The sequence below is a fragment of the Streptomyces sp. NPDC002701 genome (assembly GCF_042889045.1).
Lineage (GTDB): Bacteria > Actinomycetota > Actinomycetes > Streptomycetales > Streptomycetaceae > Streptomyces.
Map to the genome: position 1 here is coordinate 1 of NZ_JBIAQL010000028.1, position 23,279 is coordinate 23,279.

General features: G+C 67.5%; 29 protein-coding genes and 6 pseudogenes. 18 read left to right on the top strand and 17 right to left on the bottom strand.

Annotated features, from left to right (window positions below; all coding sequences use genetic code 11):
* Positions 1 to 307: 307 nt before the first annotated feature.
* The 4 genes and pseudogenes from ACFYXC_RS37020 to ACFYXC_RS37035 all read right to left on the bottom strand — a co-directional run bounded on the left by ACFYXC_RS37020 (position 308) and on the right by ACFYXC_RS37035 (position 3,219).
* Positions 308 to 1,115 (bottom strand): annotated as a pseudogene (locus tag ACFYXC_RS37020) (IS5 family transposase).
* A gap of 127 nt (positions 1,116 to 1,242) precedes the next feature.
* Positions 1,243 to 2,112, bottom strand: coding sequence for an amidohydrolase family protein (locus ACFYXC_RS37025; protein WP_389556999.1), 870 nt, complete (start codon positions 2,110 to 2,112; stop codon positions 1,243 to 1,245).
* Between the two features lie 45 nt (positions 2,113 to 2,157).
* A complete protein-coding gene (locus ACFYXC_RS37030) occupies positions 2,158 to 2,466 on the bottom strand; it encodes an SDR family NAD(P)-dependent oxidoreductase (RefSeq protein WP_389557000.1) in 309 nt (102 codons plus the stop codon).
* A gap of 39 nt (positions 2,467 to 2,505) precedes the next feature.
* Positions 2,506 to 3,219 carry an SDR family NAD(P)-dependent oxidoreductase gene (locus tag ACFYXC_RS37035; protein ID WP_389557002.1) on the bottom strand — a complete coding sequence of 238 codons (714 nt, stop codon included), beginning with the start codon at positions 3,217 to 3,219 and terminating at the stop codon, positions 2,506 to 2,508.
* 154 nt (positions 3,220 to 3,373) lie between these two features.
* On the opposite strand from ACFYXC_RS37035, the gene ACFYXC_RS37040 reads away from it, so the two are divergent.
* A complete protein-coding gene (locus ACFYXC_RS37040) occupies positions 3,374 to 3,982 on the top strand; it encodes a TetR/AcrR family transcriptional regulator (protein ID WP_389557004.1) in 609 nt (202 codons plus the stop codon).
* 105 nt (positions 3,983 to 4,087) lie between these two features.
* Positions 4,088 to 4,192, top strand: a pseudogene (locus ACFYXC_RS37045) (IS5/IS1182 family transposase); the annotation flags it as partial.
* Between the two features lie 541 nt (positions 4,193 to 4,733).
* Here ACFYXC_RS37045 and ACFYXC_RS37050 read toward each other — a convergent pair.
* Positions 4,734 to 5,714, bottom strand: coding sequence for a GlxA family transcriptional regulator (locus ACFYXC_RS37050; protein WP_389557006.1), 981 nt, complete (start codon positions 5,712 to 5,714; stop codon positions 4,734 to 4,736).
* Positions 5,715 to 5,842: 128 nt separating this feature from the next.
* Between ACFYXC_RS37050 and ACFYXC_RS37055 the strand changes: the two genes are divergently transcribed.
* Genes ACFYXC_RS37055 through ACFYXC_RS37065 form a run of 3 tightly spaced genes read left to right on the top strand, consistent with a single transcriptional unit; the run spans position 5,843 to position 7,610 of the window.
* Positions 5,843 to 6,808 (top strand): NADP-dependent oxidoreductase, encoded by a 966-nt coding sequence (locus ACFYXC_RS37055; RefSeq protein ID WP_389557114.1) that lies wholly within the window; start codon positions 5,843 to 5,845, stop codon positions 6,806 to 6,808.
* Positions 6,809 to 6,837: 29 nt separating this feature from the next.
* The gene (locus ACFYXC_RS37060; protein ID WP_389557007.1) at positions 6,838 to 7,158 is read left to right on the top strand and encodes an NIPSNAP family protein; all 321 of its coding nucleotides are present in this window, start codon (positions 6,838 to 6,840) and stop codon (positions 7,156 to 7,158) included.
* A 56-nt stretch (positions 7,159 to 7,214) separates the two neighbouring features.
* Positions 7,215 to 7,610 carry a heme-binding protein gene (locus ACFYXC_RS37065; RefSeq protein ID WP_389557008.1) on the top strand — a complete coding sequence of 132 codons (396 nt, stop codon included), beginning with the start codon at positions 7,215 to 7,217 and terminating at the stop codon, positions 7,608 to 7,610.
* 256 nt (positions 7,611 to 7,866) lie between these two features.
* Here the strand turns inward: ACFYXC_RS37065 and ACFYXC_RS37070 are convergent, their stop codons facing one another.
* Positions 7,867 to 8,742, bottom strand: coding sequence for a virginiamycin B lyase (locus tag ACFYXC_RS37070; protein WP_389557010.1), 876 nt, complete (start codon positions 8,740 to 8,742; stop codon positions 7,867 to 7,869).
* Between the two features lie 29 nt (positions 8,743 to 8,771).
* Positions 8,772 to 9,680: an alpha/beta fold hydrolase gene (locus ACFYXC_RS37075; RefSeq protein ID WP_389557011.1), complete on the bottom strand. Its 909-nt coding sequence runs from the start codon at positions 9,678 to 9,680 to the stop codon at positions 8,772 to 8,774.
* Between the two features lie 234 nt (positions 9,681 to 9,914).
* Between ACFYXC_RS37075 and ACFYXC_RS37080 the strand changes: the two genes are divergently transcribed.
* The 3 genes from ACFYXC_RS37080 (at position 9,915) to ACFYXC_RS37090 (ending at position 11,813) form a co-directional block, all read left to right on the top strand.
* Positions 9,915 to 10,712: a site-specific recombinase gene (locus ACFYXC_RS37080; protein WP_389557013.1), complete on the top strand. Its 798-nt coding sequence runs from the start codon at positions 9,915 to 9,917 to the stop codon at positions 10,710 to 10,712.
* Positions 10,713 to 10,942: 230 nt separating this feature from the next.
* Entirely contained in the window at positions 10,943 to 11,224 is a 282-nt protein-coding gene (locus ACFYXC_RS37085) for a hypothetical protein (protein WP_389557015.1), read from the top strand.
* A 160-nt stretch (positions 11,225 to 11,384) separates the two neighbouring features.
* A complete protein-coding gene (locus ACFYXC_RS37090) occupies positions 11,385 to 11,813 on the top strand; it encodes a DUF6892 domain-containing protein (protein WP_389557016.1) in 429 nt (142 codons plus the stop codon).
* Here ACFYXC_RS37090 and ACFYXC_RS37095 read toward each other — a convergent pair.
* From ACFYXC_RS37095 to ACFYXC_RS37120, 6 genes and pseudogenes are all read right to left on the bottom strand, one after another.
* Positions 11,785 to 12,624, bottom strand: coding sequence for a PP2C family protein-serine/threonine phosphatase (locus ACFYXC_RS37095; RefSeq protein ID WP_389557018.1), 840 nt, complete (start codon positions 12,622 to 12,624; stop codon positions 11,785 to 11,787). The two genes, ACFYXC_RS37090 and ACFYXC_RS37095, sit on opposite strands and share 29 nt — an antisense overlap.
* Positions 12,625 to 13,101: 477 nt before the next feature.
* Entirely contained in the window at positions 13,102 to 13,434 is a 333-nt protein-coding gene (locus tag ACFYXC_RS37100) for a hypothetical protein (protein ID WP_389557019.1), read from the bottom strand.
* Between the two features lie 137 nt (positions 13,435 to 13,571).
* The gene (locus ACFYXC_RS37105) at positions 13,572 to 13,976 is read right to left on the bottom strand and encodes a VOC family protein (protein ID WP_389557021.1); all 405 of its coding nucleotides are present in this window, start codon (positions 13,974 to 13,976) and stop codon (positions 13,572 to 13,574) included.
* Positions 13,977 to 14,051: 75 nt separating this feature from the next.
* Positions 14,052 to 14,900 (bottom strand): annotated as a pseudogene (locus ACFYXC_RS37110) (IS5 family transposase).
* 186 nt (positions 14,901 to 15,086) lie between these two features.
* Positions 15,087 to 15,245: a hypothetical protein gene (locus ACFYXC_RS37115; RefSeq protein ID WP_389557022.1), complete on the bottom strand. Its 159-nt coding sequence runs from the start codon at positions 15,243 to 15,245 to the stop codon at positions 15,087 to 15,089.
* Between the two features lie 37 nt (positions 15,246 to 15,282).
* Positions 15,283 to 16,239 (bottom strand): alpha/beta hydrolase, encoded by a 957-nt coding sequence (locus ACFYXC_RS37120; protein ID WP_389557116.1) that lies wholly within the window; start codon positions 16,237 to 16,239, stop codon positions 15,283 to 15,285.
* Between the two features lie 66 nt (positions 16,240 to 16,305).
* Here ACFYXC_RS37120 and ACFYXC_RS37125 point away from each other — a divergent pair, with 66 nt between their 5' ends.
* Both ACFYXC_RS37125 and ACFYXC_RS37130 read left to right on the top strand, forming a co-directional pair.
* Complete coding sequence (locus ACFYXC_RS37125; RefSeq protein ID WP_389557024.1) at positions 16,306 to 16,740, top strand: MarR family winged helix-turn-helix transcriptional regulator; 435 nt, start codon at positions 16,306 to 16,308, stop codon at positions 16,738 to 16,740.
* A 7-nt stretch (positions 16,741 to 16,747) separates the two neighbouring features.
* On the top strand, positions 16,748 to 16,900 hold the full coding sequence (locus ACFYXC_RS37130) for a hypothetical protein (protein WP_389557026.1): 153 nt from the start codon (positions 16,748 to 16,750) through the stop codon (positions 16,898 to 16,900).
* Between the two features lie 100 nt (positions 16,901 to 17,000).
* On the opposite strand, the gene ACFYXC_RS37135 is transcribed toward ACFYXC_RS37130, so the two are convergent.
* Positions 17,001 to 17,207 (bottom strand): hypothetical protein, encoded by a 207-nt coding sequence (locus tag ACFYXC_RS37135; protein ID WP_389557028.1) that lies wholly within the window; start codon positions 17,205 to 17,207, stop codon positions 17,001 to 17,003.
* 424 nt (positions 17,208 to 17,631) lie between these two features.
* Here ACFYXC_RS37135 and ACFYXC_RS37140 point away from each other — a divergent pair, with 424 nt between their 5' ends.
* Together ACFYXC_RS37140 and ACFYXC_RS37145 are read left to right on the top strand one after the other, a co-directional pair.
* Complete coding sequence (locus tag ACFYXC_RS37140; protein ID WP_389557030.1) at positions 17,632 to 17,859, top strand: hypothetical protein; 228 nt, start codon at positions 17,632 to 17,634, stop codon at positions 17,857 to 17,859.
* Positions 17,856 to 18,197, top strand: a complete 342-nt coding sequence (locus ACFYXC_RS37145) for a hypothetical protein (protein WP_389557031.1) — start codon at positions 17,856 to 17,858, stop codon at positions 18,195 to 18,197. Before ACFYXC_RS37140 ends, ACFYXC_RS37145 begins: the two co-directional genes overlap by 4 nt.
* 74 nt (positions 18,198 to 18,271) lie before the next feature.
* On the opposite strand, the gene ACFYXC_RS37150 is transcribed toward ACFYXC_RS37145, so the two are convergent.
* Complete coding sequence (locus ACFYXC_RS37150; protein ID WP_389557033.1) at positions 18,272 to 18,463, bottom strand: hypothetical protein; 192 nt, start codon at positions 18,461 to 18,463, stop codon at positions 18,272 to 18,274.
* Positions 18,464 to 18,528: 65 nt separating this feature from the next.
* Between ACFYXC_RS37150 and ACFYXC_RS37155 the strand changes: the two genes are divergently transcribed.
* Positions 18,529 to 19,014, top strand: coding sequence for a hypothetical protein (locus ACFYXC_RS37155; RefSeq protein ID WP_389557034.1), 486 nt, complete (start codon positions 18,529 to 18,531; stop codon positions 19,012 to 19,014).
* Positions 19,015 to 19,164: 150 nt separating this feature from the next.
* Here the strand turns inward: ACFYXC_RS37155 and ACFYXC_RS37160 are convergent.
* Both ACFYXC_RS37160 and ACFYXC_RS37165 read right to left on the bottom strand, forming a co-directional pair.
* Positions 19,165 to 19,332, bottom strand: a pseudogene (locus tag ACFYXC_RS37160) (ATP-binding protein); the annotation flags it as partial.
* A 30-nt stretch (positions 19,333 to 19,362) separates the two neighbouring features.
* Complete coding sequence (locus ACFYXC_RS37165) at positions 19,363 to 19,851, bottom strand: hypothetical protein (protein ID WP_389557036.1); 489 nt, start codon at positions 19,849 to 19,851, stop codon at positions 19,363 to 19,365.
* Between the two features lie 66 nt (positions 19,852 to 19,917).
* On the opposite strand from ACFYXC_RS37165, the gene ACFYXC_RS37170 reads away from it, so the two are divergent.
* The 5 genes and pseudogenes from ACFYXC_RS37170 to ACFYXC_RS37190 all read left to right on the top strand — a co-directional run.
* Entirely contained in the window at positions 19,918 to 20,271 is a 354-nt protein-coding gene (locus ACFYXC_RS37170; RefSeq protein WP_389557037.1) for a hypothetical protein, read from the top strand.
* Positions 20,272 to 20,478: 207 nt separating this feature from the next.
* A complete protein-coding gene (locus tag ACFYXC_RS37175) occupies positions 20,479 to 21,108 on the top strand; it encodes a putative quinol monooxygenase (protein ID WP_389557038.1) in 630 nt (209 codons plus the stop codon).
* Between the two features lie 145 nt (positions 21,109 to 21,253).
* The gene (locus tag ACFYXC_RS37180) at positions 21,254 to 21,838 is read left to right on the top strand and encodes a GNAT family N-acetyltransferase (RefSeq protein WP_389557039.1); all 585 of its coding nucleotides are present in this window, start codon (positions 21,254 to 21,256) and stop codon (positions 21,836 to 21,838) included.
* A 64-nt stretch (positions 21,839 to 21,902) separates the two neighbouring features.
* A pseudogene (locus ACFYXC_RS37185) lies at positions 21,903 to 22,142 on the top strand (transposase family protein); the annotation flags it as partial.
* A gap of 582 nt (positions 22,143 to 22,724) precedes the next feature.
* Positions 22,725 to 22,967: pseudogene (locus ACFYXC_RS37190) on the top strand (IS701 family transposase); the annotation flags it as partial.
* Positions 22,968 to 23,279: the final 312 nt, after the last annotated feature.

Below are 23,279 nucleotides of genomic sequence, written 5' to 3' on the forward strand. Positions count from 1 at the left end.
CAGCCGCTACCACGGTCTTCGCAAGACCCACGTCCAACACGTGCTGACCGGCATCGCCATCAACCTCGAGCGACTCGCCTCACGCACGCCACCACAGTGCCAGGGACCTCGGCACCCCACAGTCTTCCAGAGATACCTCGGCTCACGCGGCTTGACCTGGGAATGCTGGTGGCGGCAAGGCAAATGAGCGCGATCCACAAGATCCCCGACAGAGTCGCTCACTGATTCCTAATGCGGTCTGTCAAGCCGCGTGAACGTACTCTGGGCCCTTCTCCGCGATGGACGGTGCTACGAGCTCATAACAGGATCATGAGCGGGCCTTCTCGAGACGTCTCCAGCAAATGAGGCTGCAGGCCATCCAGACGAAGGCGTCGTGGAGTTCGGTTCGGCGTTCCCAGCGGACGGCGAGGCGCTTGCAGTGATGGAGCAGGGCGAAGGTCTGCTCGACGACGTAACGGAGTTTGCCCAGGCCCTTGATGTTCGGGGCGTCTTTGCGGGAGATGACCGGCAGGATCCTGCGTTTGCGCAGCTCACGCCGGTTTGGGTTGGAGTCGTAGCCCTTGTCGACGAGAAGTGACGCGGGGCGGCGGCGCGGGCGGCCAGCACGTCCGGCCACAGGCGGGATGCCGTCAACGAGGGCGAGGGTCTGGGTGACGTCGTTGACGTTGGCCGCGGTGGTGATGACCTTGAGCGGAGTGCCGCGTCCGTCGCAGATCAAGTGGTGCTTGCTGCCCGTCTTCCGCCGGTCGACCGGCGACGGACCGGTGTCGGCTCCCCCTTTTTCGCGCGGATGTGGGAGCCGTCCACGCACACTCGCGACCAGTCGAGTTCATCGGCCGCGTTCAGCTCAGCGAGCAGAACGCGGTGCAACTGGTCGAAGACGCCGGCCTGCTGCCGCGGTTCAGACGCCGCCAACAGGTCTGTCCCGAGCCGAATCCCAGCTCCAGCGGCAGGAGGTGCCAGGCTATGTCGTTGTGGAGCACGTACAGAATGCCCTGTAGACACAGCCGGTCCGCCACCGGCTGCGGGCCCGGCGACTTCTCCGGCCAGGGTGGCAGCAGCGGTTCGATCAGCGCCCACAAGTCGTCGTCCACGATCCACGGCCGAGTACTCACACCATCCCGAACGGCCGAATCGTCACATCGGTCACGCCCGATCAGGGCACTCCAACAAGATCCTGTTATGAGCTCTACGAGCTCACGCCGCCCGGTGCCCTCGCCGCTTGACAGGGTGCATTAGGAATCACTGTGCGGGTGGCCATCCCATGACCCGGCGTGTGGTGCCGCCGAACAGCGCGGTCCTTTCCGACTTGGACAGCTCGGGCCGGTCGAGCAGGTAGTGCAGACCTTGAGCGTAGGAGTGGTAGCCCGGGTACCTCGGTACGGGGTCGAAGCCGTGCAGCCGACCGAAGACCCGGTGCTGATCGGTCGCCCACATGCATCGGTCGGCGCCGAACGCGTCGAGGATCTGCCGCAGATGGGGCCAGACGTCCGGATACGGGTACGTCCGGGTGGACAGTGTCGGGGCGCCCGAGAGTTTGACGAAGACGTTCGGTAGTTCGGCGAGGGAGAGTAGCTGGCCGAGGTCACGCCACGGTGGCTCGTCGGCCGGTGCGAAGGGCGGCTGGTGCAGCCCCATGTGGTCAATCACCAAGGGGAGTTCGGGGTGTGCGTGTGCCACTGGCGCAACATCGGACAGAACACCCGAGGCCAGGAAGCAGACCGGCATCCGGTGCTGTTCGGAGGCGGTCAGCAGCTTCTCGTAGGCCCCGGCCCGTAGACGCTCAACGGCAGCAGAGGGGAGAGCGATGTTGACCCGAAGTCCCAGAACGCCTGGTTCCTCTCGTGCGCGGGCCACCTGCCCGGCGATGTCGGGCGAGGTCTCGTCGAGCGTCAGCACGGTGGCGAGACGCTCGGGGTGCCGGGCAACCGCAGCCTTGCACCACTCGACGGGAGCGACTTCCGGGTGGCTGACGAGGACGGCCGCGTCCACGCCTGCTGCGTCCATCTGTGCGAGGACGACCTCGGACAGCAGGTGCGGGTACGACTCGTCGTCCTGTGTCCACTGCGACCAGGGCCGTGGCAGATGCAATTGTGCGTCGATGATGTCCATGGGTAACTTTCTCCTGTGCTGCCGAACGGGTGGGTGGAAAGATGTTCAGGCCGCGATTCCGCTGCCTCCGCCCACGGCGATGTTCTGGCCAGTCGCATAGCCGGAGGCGTCGGAGGCGAGAAATGCCACCGTTTCGGCGACCTCGCGGGCTGAACCCATACGTCCGAAGGGGATGCGGGCGGCCATGTTTTCGCCGACCGCCGGGAGTTCCTCCGGAGATAGGCCCGACTTCGACCAGATCGGGGTTTCGATGGCTCCCGGGCTCACCGCGTTGACGCGTATGCGCCGGGGTGGAGAACGAAGTGGCGGGGCCGGCTTCCCGCACGGGCCTCGCAAGGGCCACAGCCTGAGCACCGGACCCGTGAACCTTCCAGGGCAGAGCTGAATTACTCGTCAGGCGTTGGAGTGAACACCGATGCCGCCGGAGACGGTGAGGTTGTCGCCGGTGATGTAGCCGGCGGCGTCCGAGGCGAGGAAGGCCACGGCTTCGGCGATGTCGGCGGGAGCGCCGACGCGGCCGAGCGGGACGGCCCGGGCCCAGGAGTCGATCATTTCCTGGGAGACACCCATCTTGCTGTAGGCGGGGGTGTTGATCAGTCCTGGGCTGACGGCGTTGACGCGGATGCGGCGGGGGGCGAGTTCGAGCGCGAGGGACCGCATGAGGGGCAGCAGTGCGCCCTTGGCGGCTGTCATGGCGGCTCCGAGCCCTTCGGCGGCTCCCACGGTAAACACGACCGAGGCGCCCTCATTCAGGAGTGGGAGCGCTTTTTGCAGCGTGAAGAAGTTGCCCTTGACGTTGATGTCGAACAGGGCGTCGAAGGCGTCCTCGTCGGTTGATTCGATCGGGCCGGGGCGAGAGATGCCCGCGTTGAGGAAGAGTAGGTCGAGGGAGCCGAGTTGCCGGCGTGCCTGATCCATCGCCTGGTCGATGTCCGGCAGGGACCGTGCGTCGGCCCGGACAGCCGTGACGTCTTCGGGAAGTCCGGCCTCGGCGACATTGCCGAGGCCGGTGACCATGACGCGGTAGCCGCGGGAGTGGAGTAGTTCGGCGGTCGCCTTGCCGATGCCGCTGGTTCCACCGGTGATCAAAGCTGTGGCTGCGGACATGATGCGCTCCTTTGCGTACTTCTGGGCTGGGGCGACTGTGCCCGTGGGGCGGGGGGCGGCGCTGTGCCGCCGTATGGCAGCGTACGGCAGTTTGGCATTGACTGCCAAACAAGATGTGACTGTCGGTATGACAGCGCTGGGCTAGTCTGGTGGCATGAAGCAGGAAGCCAAGTCAGCGACGGGCGCACCGACCACGCTGTGGGACCGGACACGGCAGCTGGCTTCCCAGGAGATCCTCAAGACGGCGCTGCGCTTGTTCATCGAGCAGGGCTACGACGAGACGACCATCGCCCAGATCGCCCGGGAGGCTGGCGTCTCCCAGCGCACCCTCTTCCGCTACTTCGGCACCAAGGAGGACCTTCTCGGCGGCGGCCAGGACCGGTTCGGGCAGGTCCTGATGGACGCGATCAGCGAACAGCCCGCCGATGCCGGTGTCTGGGAGGCCCTGCGCGCAGGGGTTGCTGCCGTACTGGCCTTGCACGACAGCCGCGAGCAGGCCCTGGAGCGGTTCCGCCTCCTGCACAACACCGCCTCGCTGCGTGCCGGTTGGCTCGAAAAGCGGCTGCGGTTCCAGGAGAACCTGCTGCCACTCATCGAGACCCGTATGGACGCAGCTACCGGCAGCGACGGCGCGAAGGCCCGCGCGATGATCGCGACGGCGTTCGCGTGCCTGGATGCCGCATCGATGACGTGGGCCACCAACGACGGGAAGGGCGAAATCATGGACCTATACGACGAGTGCCTGGCTGCGGTGCGCGGCTGACCCGCAGCGGCCAACCAGCCCAGACACCGTGGACGGAAGCTGGGCACATCCGCTGCCACAGACAGTGACCTGTGGACCGCCGATGCGGGAGCAGCGAAGACGGACTCCGGCAAACACAAACGCCCCGGCATGAACGTTCAGGTCCTGACCGACCCGTTCGGGCGGCTGCTGTGGGCCTCGCCCGCGATTCCGGGTTCCACGCACGACGTGACCCGCCGCCCGTGCCCACGACGGTCACCGGCGGCTCAGCGGCTCAGGACGCGGCGCGCCGCTGCGCTGCGACGGCCGTGTAGATGATCTGCCACGCCGCGAGCCGGCTCGTTTTGCCGGCCGAAGCAGACAGTTCGATGAGGTTCGGTCCTGGCGCACGGTCACCTTCATGGGCGCCGCGGGGCTCGGCTCTTGGGATGCCTCGGCGGCACCGGGCGTGGTCGGCACAGCCGGAGCGGTCGCGGGCCTGCCCTGGCTCATCCCCTTGTTAGCGGAGAGCGCTGTTCCGGGGCGACTGGAAACGGATGAAACTCCGCGCCGCGCCAGACCGCCGCTGAGTGTTTCACGACACCTCACGCAGCGGCCGCTGGTGCCCGATGAGGTTTGCGGCAACCATCACATGACCCGCACCTACCGAGAGCGTCACCGGCAAGCCAAGTGAGCAATTGTCGACGAGCATGCCTTGCGGCCCAGTTTGCAGAGCGTCCCCCCGCCGATTGCTCTGCCGGCGATCGGTGGGGCGTTGCCGCGACCGGGTGGTTCACCGTACCGTCATCGGCTCCGGCGCGCTGTGAGCGCGACGATAGGCCAGTGGTGACATGCCCAGGTACGTGTGGAAGTGCTTGCGCAGGGCGACGGGGTCGCCGAAGCCGCAGGCGGTGGCGATCCGTGCGACGGTCAGGTCGGTGGACTCCAGCAGCAGGCGCGCGTGCGCGAGCCGCCGCTGAGCCAGCCACTTCAGTGGGCTGCTGCCCACCTCACCGCGGAACCGCCGGGTGAAGGTGCGCACGCTCATGTGCGCGTGCCGAGCCATGTCCTCCAGTGTGATCGGCTCGGCCAGCCGGTCCAGTGCCCACTGCCGGGTCGCCGAAGTGGAACGGCCGGCGTCCTGCGGAACCGGATGTTCGATGAACTGCGCCTGCCCGCCCTCACGCCACGGTGCCACCACACAGCGCCGCGCGGCGGCGGAGGCCACCGCCGCCCCGTGGTCCAGACGGACCAGATGCAGGCACAGGTCGATGCCGGCCGCTCCGCCGGCGGACGTCAGGATGCGTCCGTTGTCGACGAACAGCACGTCCGGGTCGACCTCGACGTCGGGGAACAGCCGTGCCAGCGCGTCACACAGCGCCCAGTGTGTGGTGGCCCGTCCACCGTCCAGCAGGCCGGCGGCCGCGAGAAGGAAGGCCGACGTACACAGGCTGACGATGCGGGTTCGTGGCCCGATCCGGTCCAGTGCCGCGGCGAGTTCCTCGGGGAGGGCGCCGGTCGCGAGCAGGTGCTCGCCGGGCTCCTGTGTGGCGAGTACGACGGTGTCCGCGGTCTCCAGTGCCGATTCGTCGTGGTCGACGACGATCCGGTAGTCCTCGTGCGTGCGCACCGGCCGGCCGCCGAGGGAACAGGTGCTGACGGAGTACAGACGGGTCCCGTCCGGCTCACATGCCTCGTTGAACACCCGGGCCGGGATGCCCAGGTCCAGCGGCAGGACTCCGTCCAGGGCGAGAACGACAACGTGATGCGGCATGGCTGGAATGGTACGACAGGTGGCCTCCCAGCCACTCACCCGCATCCGCGAGCACACGCCACTCTTCTTTTGCCGGGACCGCGGTCCCGGCAAAAGAAAGAAGCGAGACAGATATGAGCGAGGACAACATGAGCGAGCACATCATGCGGGCTGTCACCCTCAACGAGTTCGGCGGGCCGCAAGCGCTGACCGTCGAGGAGGTCGCACGCCCCGAACCGCTGCCGACCGAGGTGCTGGTACGTGTGCACGCCGCCGGCGTGAACCCGGTGGACTGGAAGACCCGCGAGGGTCAGGGCATGGCGGGGCTGCAGACGTTCCCGCTGATCCTGGGCTGGGACGTCTCCGGTGTCGTCGAGGAGGTCGGCTTCGGCGTCACCACACTCGCGCCCGGTGACGAGGTGTACGGCATGCCGTGGTTCCCGCGCGCCGCGAGCGCCTACGCCGAATACGTGACCGCGCCAGCCCGCCAGTGGGCCCGCAAGCCGGTCACCCTCGATCACGTGCACGCGGCCGCCGTCCCTCTGGCGGCACTGACCGCCTGGCAGACCGTGGTTGACACCGCCCATGTGCAGGCCGGCCAGCGCGTCCTGATCACGGCCGCCGCCGGCGGGGTGGGCCACTTCGCGGTCCAGTTCGCCCGGCACCTGGGTGCACACGTGATCGCCACCGCCAGCGCCGCCCGCCATGCCTGGCTCAAGGAGCTCGGCGCTGATGAGACCATCGACTACACCACCACCCGCTTCGAGGACGCGATAGCCGACGTCGACGTCGTCATCGACCTGGTGGGCGACGCGCATGACCGGACCAGCACCCGCTCGCTGAAGGTCCTGCGCCCGGGTGGCCTGCTGGTGGCCGTCCCAGCGGGTGTCTCCCCGGAACTGGCCGCGGCCGCCGAGGCGGTCGGCGTGCGGGTCACTCCGTACCTGGTCGAACCGGACGGCGCGGCGCTGAGCACCATCGCAGGCATGATCGACGCCGGTGAGGTTGCCGTCGAGGTGGAGGAGACCTTCCCGCTTGAGCAGGCCGGCACCGCCCACGCCCACGGCGAGGCAGGCCGCACCCGCGGCAAGCTCGTCCTGACCATAACCAACTGACCACTCCTGCGCAGATTTGGAGCAGCAGCGTGTACTATGAGATTCGCCGGTACCAGGCCCAGCCCGGACGCCGCGAGGAGTGGGTGCGCTACATGGAGGACGTGGTCATCCCGTTCCAGGCATCGCTTGGCATGGACGTGACTGCCTCCTTCGTCGACGCCGAGGACCAGGACGGATACGTATGGATCCGCCGCTTTGAGGACGAGGCCCGGAGCGAGGTCCTCTATGCGGCCGTCTACCAGCACGACCGCTGGAGGAACGAGATCGGTCCGGTCGTCCGCGGCCTGCTGATCCCTGAGAAGACCATCGTCACCCGAGTGATCCCCACCCCGGCCTCACCCCTGCGGTGACCCAGCACCGGGCTGCTTCATCCACCACCGCGCAGCACAGCGATAAAGGAACCTTCATGAGCACTGACACACTCCGGAAGTCGGCCCCCGCCTCCTCGGTCACCCAGACCGCCGCCGGCGCACTCATCGCGGCGGTACACACCGCCGCTGCCCGAATCAACTTCACGGCGGCCATCGCCGTCACCGACCAGGGAGGACATCTGAAGGCATTCGACCGGGCCGACAACGCGCCCTTCCTCACCGCTGAGGTCGCCCTCGACAAGGCATGGACCGCGGCCTCCTTTCACATCCCCACCCATAGGTGGAACGACTACCTTGCCAACCCGCGGGTCGCACCACTGGCCGGCCACTCCCGCCTGATGGCCGTCGGCGGCGGCTACCCGACAATTGAAAACGGCCGCTGCATCGGGGGCCTGGGAATCGCCGGCGGCAGCTACGAGCAGGACCAGTAGGCCGCCGAGAAGGCCCTGGCCACCCTCGGGTTCGAACTGCCCGCCTCAACCTCACAGCGGCGACCGTTCCCGGCCCTCGGGCCGCAGACGGCAAGGCCGTACGTTCCACCGAAGAGAAAGCATGAATCTGCGCAGGCACACCATGCCGATCGGGCCGCGCCGATTCTGGCGTGGCACGACGCCGACACACAGCCACCCTGAGCGTGCTCGAAACGTGTGCGCGGTGCTCTGGAGTGGGCGGTTCTTCGTCTTGAAGCTACGGTTCAAGCCGCGCGACCCCTCCCGTTTCAAGGGCTGCCCACAGAGCGCCGTCGGGACCCAGGGTGATGCCGTGCGGCTCGGACGACGGTGACGGCAGGCTGTACTCGGCGATCTTGCCGCTACCGGTGATGTGGCCAATGCTGTTGGCTCCCCATTCGGTGAACCAGCAGTCCCCTGTGGAGGCCGCGACGATGGCGTGGGGTTTGGCCGTGCGGTCAGGGAGCGGGAACTCCTTGATCGCGCCGTCCACCGAGATCCTGCCGATCTGGCCCGCCGCGATCTCCACGAACCACAATGCGGCGCCGTCGCTGGTGATGCCGACGGGTGCAGCGCTCGGGGTGGGGAGCGGGTGGATGACGATGTCGCCGTGGACGGTGATGCGGCCGATCGCGTTCGCCTGGTTGAGGGTGAACCACAGGGCCCCATCAGGGCCTGCGGTGATCGCCGAGGGATAGGCGCCCGTACAGGGAAGGACGAACTCGGTGATCTCTCCCGTGCTGGTGATGCGGCCGATGCGGTCGGTGTTCATCTGCGTGAACCACATCGCATCGTCCGGACCGGCGGTGATCCCGAAGGGTCCGCCGTCGGGCGTCGGCACGGGGAAGGACTCCGTTTCACCGTCGGCGGTGATGCGGCCGATCCGGTGGTCCTGGGACCGGGTGAACCACAGTGCTCCGTCGGGCCCGGGGGTGATGACTGTAGGGCGGCACTGGGACGATTCCAGGGGGTATTCATTGAGTTCGCCGTCGAGGGTGAGGCGCGCGATGCGGCCGCTGTGCGCGAAGGTGAGCCACAGTGCACCGTCAGGTCCGGCCGCGATGCCGTACGGCCCAGCGCCCTTGTCTGCCACGGACATTTCGCTTACGGCCACAGCAACTCCTTGCAGGTGTGGGGTGGGGATCAATCGATGTTCCTGACCGATGCCGCAGCTCGGCCTCGCACCAGGTCCAGAATGATCGCGGCGAGGTCAGCAGGCCGGGTCATTGGGATGTTGTGGTTCGAGCTGATGTCGATCAGCCGGCGGCCAGGGACGGCATCGACGACGGCACGCACTTCGTCGCGCCGCGAGGCGTAAAAACCATCCTCGGCCAGCACGATCGTCATCGGACAGGTGAGGCGGTCGTACACCTCGATGCTCGGGAAGACTTCCGCGTCGGGCTCCACGGCGGTGACAGTCGCGATCTCCTCGATGGCCGGTCGCCGTACCCACCGGTGGCCGCGGCGCAGGAAGGAGCGCCGCGTGACCTCCTCGACGAGTTCGTGCCGTGCTCCGGCGTTGAGCCAGTCCCCTGCGGCCTCCCGCACGCACTGCTCGACATAGGCGTGCATCTGATCGTCGTTCGCTTCCCAGCCGTAGCGGAACATCGCCCGCAAACGGTCCGCCGCCTCGGTGGTCCGCGCAGCGGCATTCTCGGCGAGTGACGCGTTACGGTCATCGAGCACCACGCCGTCCACGATGCAGAGGGCTGCCGGTTCCACGAGGCCACTGGCAGCGGCAGCCGTCACCGCGTACCCGCCGGTGGAATGGCCCACCAGCACGGGGCGGTCCCAGCCCAGCGCGGTGACGACGCCACCGATGTCTCGCCAGTATTGCTCGGGACCGGTGGAGTCGAGCCGGGTCTGTCCATGGCCACGCAGGTCGATGGCGATCGGATGACACTCGCTCATCAGACGGGACGCCACATCCGCCCAGGCGGCGGCGTTGTGTCCGCTGCCGTGGACAAGCAGCACCCTCTCACCGTGACCGCCGAAGTCCACACCCGAGAGGACCCCGTCCACGACGGGGAGTTCGATCTCTGTTCCGATCACCACCGCACCCTGACGACCAGAAGCCAACAAGCGCAACTGCTTTTCTCGCAGGAGGTCGGCTGGGTGAGAATTCCTTCAGACCGTCGAGAGCGGACAACGCTCCTGCCGCAGTAAATACCGGATTTACTGCGGCAAAGCCCCTACCGTGATCGTCGCGACCTGCTACGGGGCATTCCGGCCACCTGAGTGAGGTGTACGCATTTACTGCGGCAGTGCAGGAAGGACGGGACGGGCGTGACGATCGAACCGGTGGCCGAACTCGGGAGCGGGGGCGCGCTCCGGCTGCCGCGTGCCCGGGTGGTGCCCCTGTCCGTCTCGCCGTCGTCGTACACCGCGGCGGTCGAGCGGTACCTCACCGGCGCGGGCATCGCGAAGTCCTCCGCGCGGATCTACCGGATCTCGCTGACGACGTGGGGATGGATGCTCGCCGGCGAACGCGCGCCGACCGGGCCCGCCCGCCGGGGCGCGAAGCCGCCCGTCTTCCCCGTCGCCGCGGTCGACGACCCGGCGCTGCCCGAGGTCCTGGCCGAACTGGCGGCGGCAAGGGCGGACGAGATGGACGCCGACGCCGTCAACCGGGAGCTGTCCATCGCGCGCAAGGCGAGCGGCTGGTGGCAGCGCCAGGGCTGGATCGGAGCTGATCCGACGATCGGCATCGAGCAGCGGCCGGCACCGCCCGACCGCAACCGCAGGGCCCCGGCCGGGACGCCGACGTTGGACGTGTGCCCGGAGACCGGCCGGGCCCGCCTTTCCTACCGCCGGGCTGAGGAGATCTTCGAGGAGAACACGCGGCTGCTGGCCAACCCGCTCGCCTCACCCGAGGACGTCGAGGACCTGGACGGGTGGACGCTCCACCGGCTACGGCACAGTGCCCTGACGCACGACGCCGAGGACGGCACCTCGACCCCGATGCTGCTGGCCCGCTCCCGCCACGCTTCCGTCCGCTCCCTGGAGCGGTACGCCCGCCCCGGCGTCGCTTCGGTCGCCCGGCACGTCGCCGAACGCGACCCCGCCGCACGTCGCCGGATGTGACCCTCGTCGTTTGCGGCTGGTGACAGCATTCTTACCGGCACCCCGATTCCGCTGGCTGGTGCTCGCGTGCACCGGGTTCCCGCTCACCTTCGGGCAGCGAGCCGACCTGCTGTCCCAGTACACGCTGTTGCTCCTGGTGGCCGGCCTCAGCGCCTGCACCGGGACAGCCCTGATCTACCGGCACCGACCGAAGCTGATGACCGCGCCCAGTCCCCGGGATCGCCTCAGCTGTGCTCGCCCTCACGCTGTGGCAGGGCCAAGGGCCCGTCGCCGACTACTACTTCGCCGGCCCGTACGGCCACTACGACCGGCAGTACGCGAACCGATGCCTCGCCGTGAGCCCCTACCGTCACGACGCCGTCCAGGCCATGGCCGACGACGGCGTGCTGACCCTCACGCCGGTGACCGGCGGGACGACGCTGCGCCTGGGCCCGGCCGAGGACAGCAGCACGCATCCGCTGCGCCCGCTCGACCGTGCGACCCGGGCGGTGCTCGACGAACACGGGTGCTGACCCGGCCCGCGAGATCCGGGATTCTAGGGTGTGGTGAGCCGGTTGAAGGCGGAGGCCGCGCCGGCGGCGCCGGGACCGAAGCCTGATCTTCCAAACCAGGTGTGCTCCGTTGTCAGACTGTGGTGGTCTTGGTGTCAGTGGTGCCGTCTAGGTTGTGCGCATGGCCACGTTTAAGGACTTCAACTTCAAGCTCGTCGTTGTTGAGCAGCTGATGTACATCGATGAGACGCTCACGCCTCAGTTCTGCCTCGCTGACCTCCTGAAGGAGAAGGGGCTCAGCGACGCGCCCTGGGAGTACGCGCAGCAGCGCGGCCTGGCGTACCAGGTGGTGCCCGAGGCACGCAGCTTCTTCGCATCACTGGAGATCAGCGAGGAACTCCTGGCCGATGTCGAGGAGCTGTGCATGGACGGCGGTAACCAGGTGTACCAAGAGTGCGCCCCGGTCTGGGACGGCGAGGACGACTTGTTCGACGTCGCTTCCCTCGACGACCTCGTGCTGCTTCCCAACCTCCGGCGCGTCCTTGGCTCCGAGTTCCTGGGCCCGGAGTTGCGGAACGTCCTCAGCGCCCGCGGCATAGTCGCCGACTAGCGTCGGCGAACGAGCGGCCTCGACCACAGGCGTGAGACCGAGCAGCGGCCAAGAAGGTGACGGGAGAGAGTGCGGCATGGACACACCCGAGGAACATTGCACGGGCCACGTCGCCCAGGAAGAACGCCCACCGGTTTCCGCCCAGGAGGAAGACGTCGTAGAAGTCGCCGCCGACGTCCCGCGGGGAGTCGGTCTGGTAGTGGCAGGCCAGCTCCAGCCCCGGGATCACGGGCAGCGCCGGGGGCGGCAGGGTGCGCTGGAGGGTGGTGGTAAACGCGGTGATCGCTTCCATGTCCCGCTCCGCTTGCGCCCGCGCTTCCTCCTCCCCCTTGCGGCGCGCCTGCTCCTCGCGCAGCAGGCGCAGTTCCATGGCGTCCAGGACCATCACGGAGTGCAGAAAGGGCAGGTCAGCAGCACGAGTCCGGTTGATCCAGACCGTCAGCTTCCCGGCGTTGTCCTCGTGCGGAACCAGCAGCTCGGCGAAGGCACGGATCTGGTCGGCCAGCACGGTCATCTGCGGGCAGGCACCCGTGAGCTGATCGTGCAGAGCGCGCTGGTCATCGGAGAGGTTGCCGGGGCGGCAGGTGAGCAGGCCGGTGACCTTGCGGGCGACAGGGCGGCGTGGTCGGCCTCGACGCGTCCTTGGATTGATGTAGCGGACCAGGAGGTTGGCGCTGCCGGTGTAACCCTGTTCCTGGATCTCCGCCAGCAGGTGGGTGACGGGGATGGCCGGGTCCTCGGTGCGACGTGTACGCAGATGAGTGCGGTAAGGGTCGACCAGGCAGGCCCGGTAGACGGGGGCCCGGACCATGCGGTCTGGCTCGCTGAGGCACCCTTATTGGGAGACCGGACCCTCGGTGTCGGCGGCGTGATCCGAGCTGCGCCAGCTGGCTCGTGCCCGAGGAGCCGTCAGGGCCGCGTGACCGGCGTGCCTCGGACGACCAGGAGCAGGAGGTTGCGCCTGGCTGTTGCGCTGGGTGTTACGCGGCCCGCAGGGCCGTCCTTGTGTCCGCGCAGGTGACCACGCGGTTTTGCCCTGGTCGGCCTGCTGACATCCCCGTTGCGGCTGCTCTGCCCATGTCCCTTGGCTGGTGGGAAGGAGGAAGGAGGAAGGAGGAAGGAGGGGAGGAGCGGCGCGGCCGCGGCCGGGGATCGGGGCGCGCTTACCGGTGTTGCGCGTCGGCGGGGTCTCCGCGCCCGGCCGCCATCAGTGCGGCGGTGACGTCAGGCGGGGGACGCCAGTGGGAGAGAGGTCGGGACGGGCGCGGTGCCAGCGTGCGCAGTGTCGTCACCGGCCGGAGGCATCGCGGGCGACGTCGACGCCGACTTCCACCACCAACTCGGGTTCCACCAGCGTGACGTTCAGCTTCTCCTGGCTGCCCCACGCGGCGGAGAACGACCAGCCAGCCCACGGATGACCGTGCCGCCCCGGAGCGAGCAGCCCGGCGACCGCGGCACCTGCCGCCTGGGCGAGGGTGGTGGTTCGGCCTACGTACTGGAGGCGTCCTCCGCTGTCGTACCTGCCGAGCAGCAGCGTGCGGGGATCAACCATGGAACCGGTGATCGTGCCGACGATCGCCTCGCTCGTCTCGCGGACCTTGTCTTTCTGCCAGCCCTTCACCGGCGGGCGGCAAGCATCGCCCAGGCTCTTGAAGGGCCCTGTCAACTTCAGGTGTTGAAGCGGAGCCGGCCGGCGGGGCCGCGGCCCCGCCTTGACAGCTACGCAAGATGCAAGGCCACGCATGTCAGAGAGCTCACTCAGTTCAGACAAAGGCAGAAAGGGTGACCCGCCGGGTCCAGGAAGACTCGGTAGGACGTACCAGGCTGCTCCTGGTGTTTGGTCGCACCAAGATCGATTACTGCCGCCTCAGCGACATCAAGGTCGTCAACGATCACATCGAGGTGCATCTGCTGAGGCCGGTCCTGAGTGGGCCACTCCGGCGGAGTGTAACCAGCCACCCTATGAAAGGAGATGCACCGGCCGTCGCCAGCACAAACCGCAGCCCGGTCAGCGGAGACGTCAATCTTCCAATCCAACATCGCGCCGTAGAACCTCGCTAGCGTGCCAGGGTCCGGACAGTCGACGACGATGAGGGGCAAGCGCGCGATAGCCATGCCAGTCACGCTATCGACGATCACGGTCGGTACACATCCGTTTTCCATAGTGACGCGGCAGCGCTATTGACCGGGATGCGTCAAACGTGCGCGGCTCTGCACTCATAGGTTCTGTCTCTTTGGTCAGTGGCGGGTCCAGATGAGGATGTCCGCGAGGTGGAGTGCGGCCTGGTAGGCGATGGCGAGTTTGTCGGTTCGTGTGGCTAGACCGCGCCTCTGCTTGAACCGGTTGATAGACCGTTCGACGGTGTTGCACTGTTTGTATGCCTCGCGGTCGAAGCCGGGCGGTCGGCCGCCGAGCCGGCCTCGCCGCTGGCGGTAGCCGAACTGGTCGGACGGTTGCGGGATGACCGCACGGATCCCCGGTGGCTGCGGATGGCGCGGGAGGAGTACGTGCGGGCGGCCAGAATGGCCAGGGGTCGGGTCCGGGGTCTGCCGGAGCCGGTGCGAGGCACGCGGATGCGGGACATCACCGTTTCGAAGGCGGGTGCATCGCCTGCCTGGCCAGCGGTGAGGGTGAAGGCGAGGGGCGTGCCCGGCCGTCTGCGGCCAGGTGGACTTTGGTGCTCAGTCCGCAGTGTGAGCGTCCGAGTGCGTGATCGGTGGGCTCGCCGGGGTGGGCCGCCCTGTTTTGAGGGCGCCGGCGGCGTGCTGGTGGGCTCGGACGACCGTGGAGTCCACCGACACCGTCCAGTCGATGTCGTCGTCGGCGTCCGCTGCCGCCAGGACGGCAGTGAGGATCGTCTCCCAGGGGCCGTCGACGGCCCGTCTGGTCTGCCGCTTGTGCGCCGTCTTGAATGATCCGAGCTCGTCGGGAAGGTCCCGCCAGGGCGAGTTGGTGCGGTACTTCCACGCGATGGTCTCATGAGTGCGGCGGTGGTCGGCCCATCGCCGTCCGCGGACCGGATCCGCCGGCATCAGCGGCTCGATCTGGTCCCACATCGCATCAGTGATCACTAATCGGACAGACACATCCGATCAATTGACCAGCCCATCAAAGGGGCACGCGCTAGTCGAGCACCGAACCGTAACTTGCGCGGTGGAGCCACTTCTGGCGGCTCCATCGCGTAGGCATGCCGGAGACGCTCCCTTCATCCGACAAGTCAGGATTACAAACACTCATTCATCTCCTGGCGATGACGTGCGCCCACAGCACTGTCAGCCGGTGTGCGCGAAAAGTCCCTCGAGGGCGGCGCGGCGCCGCGTGTAGGGCCACGTGGTGATGTCGGTGCCCGCCAGACGCAGGACGTCGAACGTGACGAAGTGCGCCGGCTGCTGCCCGGCGGCCTGGTGGGCGGTAGGACCGCGGCGGTGCAACTGGTAAGCATGGATGAGGCTGGCTGGTTCGGGTGCCTTACAGGTTGTTCGCATAGAAGCTGGTGAGTCGTTCGACGGCGGCGTCGACGTATGCGGGTTCGTCGTACATCTCGTAGTGGCCGGCGCCGTCGATCACCATGAGGTCGACGGGGTTGGGGGCCAGCTTCCACAGCTGGATGCCCATGTCGTAGGAGCCGGTGTTGCCGATGCGTCCGGCGAGGACGACCTGGAGGGGCTGGGCCATGAGTTGATCGGCCAGGTGGAAGGCGTCGTAGCCCAGCAGGAGGGAGTCGCTGCGCAGGAGGCGCCGGTTCGTGGAGTGTTCGTTGCCGCCGCGCTCGGTGCGGTAGTAGGTGATGGCCTGAGTGGTGTCGGTGTCGGTCAGGCCCGCTGCCGCGGCGTCCTCGAGGGTGTCGGGCAGCCAGTTCACGCGGGTCGTCTCGCCGGAGCGTGCCTCTTCGGTGCGTGCGTCCGCGAGGGCGTCGAGTGCTGCGGCCGGACCGTCGGGGGAGAAGCTGCGGAACGCGTTGCCGATGTTGACGGGGACGACCGTGCCGACTGCTTTGATGCGGTGGTCCGTGCGGGCGGTGTGGACGGCGTAGCCGCCACCGGCGCAGATGCCGAGGACGCCGATGCGCTGCGGGTCGATGCCGGGGGTCGTGGTGAGCGTGTCGATGGCGTAGGAGATGTCCTCGCCTCGGCGGTAGGGGTCTTCGAGGTCGCGGGGCTCGCCCTCGCTCTGGCCCTGATGGGCGGGGTCGAGGACGAGCGCGGCGATGCCGCGGGAGGCGAGACGGAAGGCGTAGTTGGCGCCGATCTGCTCCTTCACGCTGCTGCCTGGGGTGGAGAGCACCACGGCGGGCTGCGGTGCGCTGCTGTCGGCGTTGTCGGGCAGGTGGAGGTCCGCGGCGAGGTTGATGGGGCCGCGCGGGATCGTGAGGCGCTGGATCATGACTGGCTTCCTTCGTGAGAGTGTTGTTCCATAGGAGTCCAGTACAAGACCGCATCTTGTACGATCGACAACTAATACGAAACTGTACTACATGGATGGAGGGGCCTCATGTCGGTCGACGGGGCGCAGCTGTGGACGCTGAATCAGCGGCTGCTGGCAGTCGTGATGGATGCCTGCACGGAGGAGCTGGCCGAGCTCGGGTTGGAGACGAAGGAGTTCTTCGTCCTGGCCGAGGTGGAGGCATCGCCGTACCCGGCCGGGATCGCGACCGCGCTACTGCTGCCCAAGGCCAGCGTGACGGTCTACGTCCGCAACCTTGTCACCAAGGGCTTCATCCGCCGCGAGATCGACGAGGCGGACCTGCGGCGTCACCGGCTCGTACTGACCGACGAGGGCACGAAAGCACGCGATCGAGCACTTGCAGCCCTCGCGGCGGAGTACGACCGCAGGTTGGCGAGGGTCACCCCCCAGGACCGCGTTGAGCTGCAACGCATCCTCAAAGCGATGCTCGACTCGCCCGCGTCAGGCCGTATGCGCGAGTGATTGTCTGATGAGCCCGTATGCTGTGGTCTGTCCGTTCTTCGCCACCCGTCCGGTCGTTGCCAACGCTCTCAGCCGCTGGAGCTACATGCTGCTGCCGCCGCTGGTGCTGATCGCGATCGGTCTGCTCATCCCGATCGAGGGCGGGGCCTTCGGGCTGTAGGCGGGCCCGTTCCCTCCGGCGTGTGGTTCAGCGCCCGGGTCAGTTCACGGTTTGCGGCGCGTTCCGCGTCCAGTTCCTCGGTTCGTTCGTCCAACTGTCCTTACAAGTCAACGAGTTGTCGTTCCAGTTCGGTGATGCGGCGCTGGAGCTGGTCGAGGTCGGCCGGGGCACGGAGACGGGATTCGGTCCAGACCGTTGTGCGCAGCTCCTCGGACAGGCGTTTCTCCGGCTGCCGGACGCGTGCCGTCAGCCGGGTGTTGCGTTCCAGGGCGTTGGCGGGGTCTGTCTGGAGCGAGACCCCGCTCACGGTCGCTGTTCTGCTTGCCTCGGCAGGGGTGGTTGCTGCGGCGTGGGCGCGTTCGAGCAGGTCGCGTGGCGATAAAGGAAGATGCGGTCGACACGGGCAGTGCGGGCGAGCCCGGACGCGGTGATGTCCTGACCGCTGCGCAGGGCCGCATCCAGGGCCTGGAGGACGCGTTCACGGCGGCGGGCGGAGCCGGCTCGTTTCCCCTCGATCATCGGGCTGCTCAAGCGGTGGGCCTCTCGGGACGCAGGTCGGGCAGGGACTGACGGACTCTGGACAGGCCGAAGCCATCCACGCCTCTGCCGGTCACCGGCCGACCGGCATCCTGTGCGCCACCGGCCTCACCCGCGGCGACAGCCCCAACTTCCGCCGCCATCACGGCACCGGCCCCGCAGCCGACGCCCTCGCCGGCCAGCCCGTCACCACCGTGATCCGCCCCGCCCCGTTGCGCGCCGACTTCGGCACCCCGCCCGAGGAGCGGCTGGAGTGCCGGACCCACGTCCTTGCCCACGACGTCTACCCGATCGTCGGATCCCAGGACAGCCTCAACACCCTGACGGCACGCGTGCCGTCCGCGGATGCCTCCTGGCACGACCCCTGCCTGACCCTGGACACGGTGCGCCCGTACCTGGCCGACACCCAGGGCTGGCGATGAGCCCGGCCAGCTGGAGTCTGCTGAGGAAGTTGGTGCATCTGCCCGAGCCCCGGCACCACGCCCTGGGTGGTCGTCTGTCCCTGTGGCACGTCGAAGACGTGGACGCCTATGCGCGCTGCACCTTCGAGCGGTGGCCGCTGTCCCAGGTTGCACAGTGCCTCGGCTGCAGCGGCCCTTCGGCGGCCGGTACGGCGCGTCGCCAGCTGTCGCGGTGGGGGCTGCTGGCCGTGGACCGGGCCCCGGGCCGCGGCGGCGAGGGCCGGTTCGCCGCGGACCAGGTACAGGCCGCACATCAGGCCCGACCCGGTCGTGGCCGGTGGGCGCAGGCCCGCGCATAACCGCTCCCGCAAACGAAGGCGGAACGGCGGGCCGACCGAGGGAGCCTTCACGGAGCGGCGACGCAATCGAACCTCTACTGGCGACTGACGAAGCGCGCCGCCTTGAGCTGAGGGCACCCTATACCGGTGGCTGCTGCGGCCTTTTGACCGTGGTTGTACGACGGTTCGGGGATGTCGCCTTTTTCGGGCAGTTGTTTGTTCGGCATCAGCACCCCGAACGCGAACAACGCCTGGGCCGCTACACCTGTCGTGAACGTTCCGGCCACAGCAGCCACGTTGCGGCTGGTTTCAACGGAACGTCGAGGCAGAGCCGAGATAGGAAGGCACGCTCATGAAACGCACAGTCCGTATCTGCTTCACCGCGACAGTGCTTGCCGGCGCGTTGCTCACGGGCGGCGCGACGACTGCCACAGCCACCACGTCACCGTCGACGACTCCCGCTGCGGCTGTTCCGGTGCCGCCGCCGTCCGAGGGCCCGGCCGTGTCCCGTGAAATGGGCCTCGTGCAGAAGGCCGATGTATCCACCGCCCAGGACGCGCCGGGCGTCCAAGCGGCGCCGTGCTGGTACTCCTCCGGCAACTGGTGGTGCAACAACATCTCCGGCGCGGGCGTGTACATCAACGACAACGGCCAGGCCAGACTGGTCGGCACCATGTACAGCAACCCGTCCTGGTTCATCTGCCGTTCCGACGACGGCGGTTACGTCGGCGGGCCCCATCCCTACCGCTGGGAGTGGACACAGGCGGACAACGGCGCCTGGGGCTGGATGAGGGACATCGACATCTCCAGCGAGACCGACCCGCTCCCGGTCTGCTGACCATGGCTTCGACCCGCGCAGGGTCGGGGCGCGCCGCCCGGGAGTGTGATTCCCGGGCGGCGCTCCGCTGGGCCGCTCCGCGCCGCCGGCGGGGCCCGGCACCGTTTTCAACCAGCCACCACCGTGGCGGTGTCCGCACCCCTTTCGTCAGCGAGCGATCGTCTTGGACAGCTGCTTCTCGTCGGCGGCCTCGGCCAGTTCGTTGACGAGCTTGGTGGCCAGCACGTAGCGGACACGGAAGCCGTGCATCGCGGCCTCCGTGCCCAGGGCGATCAGCAGGTGGGACTTGCCGGTGCCGGAGTCGCCGATCAGACTCCGGTTTTGTTTGCGCTGTGAGGCGCCGTTGGTTCAGTGCTGGAGAGCGCAGTCATCCGCTGCCAGGTGCAGGTGCCGAAGGGTTTCCAGTTCGGTGGTGGGGAAAGCGTGCAGCTGCCACTTCTGGAGGTAGCCGCCCTCGCCGTGGGTTTGCCGCACCTTCTGGGCAGCCATCAGGACTGCATGTGCCAGGGAGGTACGAGGACGTGTGGAGGCCCACACGAGGGTGCCCTTCCCGTCGGGTGCGTCGAAGCTCGTCGACATGTCCGGGAAGCGACGGATCATAACGTGCACGTCGCTGTTTTGGCGACGAAGAATCCACCGTGTCTCTGCCGGTTCGAGGTCGAATGAGAACCGCTGGATGCCATGGGAACCGTAGAGGCCCGCCACGCCTTTCAATAAGTCGGCGAGCGCGTTTGTGCAGTAGCTGACGCTGTCCCGGTGCTTTGTCGAGCCATCCCAGATCCTGAACGTCGCCCAGCCGGGGCCGCTCAGTTCCCAACTGAAGTGCAAGGACCTCATCACTGAATCCCCCTGATCGTTTGCGGACAACGCTACAACCGAACTGGCCCGCCGGGGGTGGCCCTTGTGTCGACGACCGCACAGGACACAATCGAACGGCAGATCACCACCATCGCCGAGCGGCTCGGCATTCAGGTGCGCTCCGCCTGGCGGTACTTCGACGCCGGCGTCACGGCCGACGATCTCGCGCAGGGTCTGTCCTCCTACAAGGAGAGCAATAGCGACAAGGGCGCCGGGCAGGCCCCGGTGCCGCCGGTCGACAATCCCGAGCTCGCCCTGGTTCTCGCCGGGGTAACGGACTTGCTGACCCAGTCCGGCGGCGACTTGTACGCGGGCATCGTCAACGTGGCCGTCAACGCCTGGACGGCCGGTCACCTCCACGGCGAGGACGGCTACACCGGCTGCGGCAGTCGTCCGTAGCTGCTAGGTGGTGTCGTCAAATGGGTCTGAGTTCTGCATCATGATGGGATGGTTCGTCGTCATTAACTGACCGATACGGAGTGGGAGTTCGTCCGTCCGCTGTTGCCTCGCCCGGGGTCGTAGCCGACTGGACGATCGGATGGTTCTGAACGGTGCCGTGAACGCCAACGGCTCAGACCGTTTCATCCACTGCCGAAAGGAACACCGATGATCATCATCGCCGGCCGAGTCCACGTCGACCCACGTGACGTCACGGAATTCATCGCCGAGGCCAAAGCCACCTATCCGATCGCCGCGGCGAACCCCGGCAACGTCCTCCTGAGTTTCTGTATCGACGACCCCGACACCGGAACCGTCACGGTGCTGGAGCAGTGGACGTCGCAAAAGGCGCTGGCCATGCACCTGAGCACCCCGCAGGTCCAGCAGATTTTCACCAAATGGGCTCCCCGCATGCGCAACGAGGTACGGATGTTCGAGGACCTGCAACGAGCGCGCCCCCCGGGCCTGACGCCTACACGCTGCGAACCGGGGCTTGGCCCAAGGCCCGGTCGCTGGCCGTTGGTGGCAAGGGGGTTCGGTGCCGGGGGGGAACGCGGGCAACGGAGCCGCGTCGGTCAGGTAGTCGGCCGAGTTCCTCGTCTACGCCTTCGCAGAAGGAAAGGGCCCTGCCGCACCTGCACCGTCCGCGACGCGGTACGGGAAGAATCTCCGCTCATGCGCGGTGGCAAGTTGCGCGGCGCGGCGGGGATCAAGCTTCTCGACCAGCGTCGCCATGGTGTGATCCGGCCCTGCGTCGGCGCGGTCCATCACTATCATGCGGTCGCTGCCGGACTTTAGATGTAGCGAATCGAACTCGAACAGCTCGTTCCTATGCGTGATCAGACAGTCGAATAAAGGGCCCATTTTCGCTGGCTGGCCAGGACGCCGGGGTACTGCGCGACAGCCTCCCCCTCTCCTGAACAGGTTGGTTACGCTGTCCGTGATGGATGAATCCATCACGTACCCGTTCCTCGCGAGGCCGGTCACCGGTATCAAGGGTGCTGTCGCCACCCTGCGGGCTCTGAAGAGCGGAGATGCCTCCAGTTTCGGGGATTTCCTCGAAGCGCTCTCGGCGGAGACCAGGGAGCGCTACAGCCCGCATCCGCTCGACCGGGCCGAAGCGGAGCGGATCTGCGCTGCTCTCGACGACCCGGCCGCCCTGCGTTTCGTGCTGGCGGATGCCCGTGACGATCGCGTGGTGGCGTATCTGCTGGCCCAGTTCGCAATTCCGGAGGGCGAGAGGGAGCGTTACCGGAAGCTCGGGTGGACCATCGAGGAAGGCGCGGACTGCCGCATCGCTCCCGTTGTCGCCGATCATTTGCAGGGTAACGGTCTCGGAACCGAGATGCTCAAGGGAACGCTCGGTATCCTGCGTCAGCGCGGATGCCGGCACGTCATCCTCTTCGGCGGCACCCGAACCTCCAACGCCCAGGCGATCCGCGCTTACGAAAAGGCGGGATTCAAGCCGGCCGGAATCTTTCGCGAAGGGGGGATCGAGAGCGTCGACATGTGGCTCTCCCTGACGTAGCAGGCGGCATCTCAGCGCACGGTTCGACCGGTCAGTTCGTCGACTGGTGGATCGGCGTTGAATGTGGCAGCTGTCGCTTGAGGACCGGGTGTTGCTGGTGGCGACGCATGGGCGCATGAACATCACGTTGCGGCAGGTGGCGCCGTTGTTCCGGGTCCTGACGTCCGCGGCCGACCGCATTTTGGACCATCTCGTACCGCTGCTGGCCACCTCGCCTGCGCGTCGGCCGCGCGAGAACCCCGTCTCCGTCGTTGACGGCACCCTGGTGCCCACCCCCGACCGCAGCGTCGCTGCATCCAGCAAGACACCTCATGTCGCTAAGCGGTCAAGTGGACGTCGAGCAGCAAGATCGATGGATGGGGCTGCGACGTCACGATCGGGGTCTAACAGCGTGTGGTGTCATAGGCAGTGATTGAGGCAGCCGAGTAGTTTGTTAAGCAGGTTTCTCAGAGCTACGGTATGGCGTTCACCGCGGGCACGCCGTCGGTCAGCATGGGCGCGTGGGGCTTGTGTGCGCAGGGCTGCGAAGGCCCATCTGTGCCTAGTACTCCAGCAGCGGTTCGTGTCTTGAGCTGGTGGTTGTCGTTGTCCTGGTATGGAGGGGATGACTGAAGTCGGTTGCTGGGCTGAGGAGTTGGAGTCGGTGTTCGCCCGGGTGGCGGGCCGGTTCGCTCGGGCTGATCTGCGGTGGCGGATGCGGGACTACGTTCGCGGTCTGCTGGGCCACATCTGGCGCATCGACCAGCTCATCGACGAAGCACCTGGTGATGCCTGGCAGCGACTGTCCTGCGGTGACGGGGCAAAGGGTCCGCGGATCTACGACTGGGCCGGGGCCAAGCTGCCCGCCAACATCATCTTCGACCCCGACCCGCTGACCCATCACCGCTGGGTGATGGCCCGCCGCAGCCTGTCCGACCCTGAAGAGGTGGCCTACTACCTGGCCTACGCCCCGGTGAGTGTTGAGATCGCTGAACTGGCCCAGGTGGCCGGCTCCCGCTGGGCGATCGAGGAGTGCTTCCAGGCCGCGAAGAACGAATGCGGCCTGGACGAGTACGAGGTCCGCCGCTATCTCGGCTGGTATCGGCACATCACCCTGGCGATGCTCGCCCATGCCGTTCTGACCGCACTCGCAGCACGACCCGGGCCGGCGGCGAGGCCGCAAAGGGGGCTGCAGAAACGGATCAGCCCTCGTCCCGCTCACCGTGGCAGAGATCCGGCGGCTCCTGGACACTCTCCTGCCCCACCCCCGAGCCAACCGCGACCCCGTCGCCCACGCACTGAATTGGTCGACCTGGAGAAGACGCCGTCAGGCCGTCGCCCGCCGCTGCCATTACCGAAAACGCACCTCAGAACACGAACCGCTGCTGGAGTACTAGGGCCTGTCCGGCGGATCATGGGCGGAGCGGTCATCAGTGACTCACTGCTACCAGTTGGCCTACCG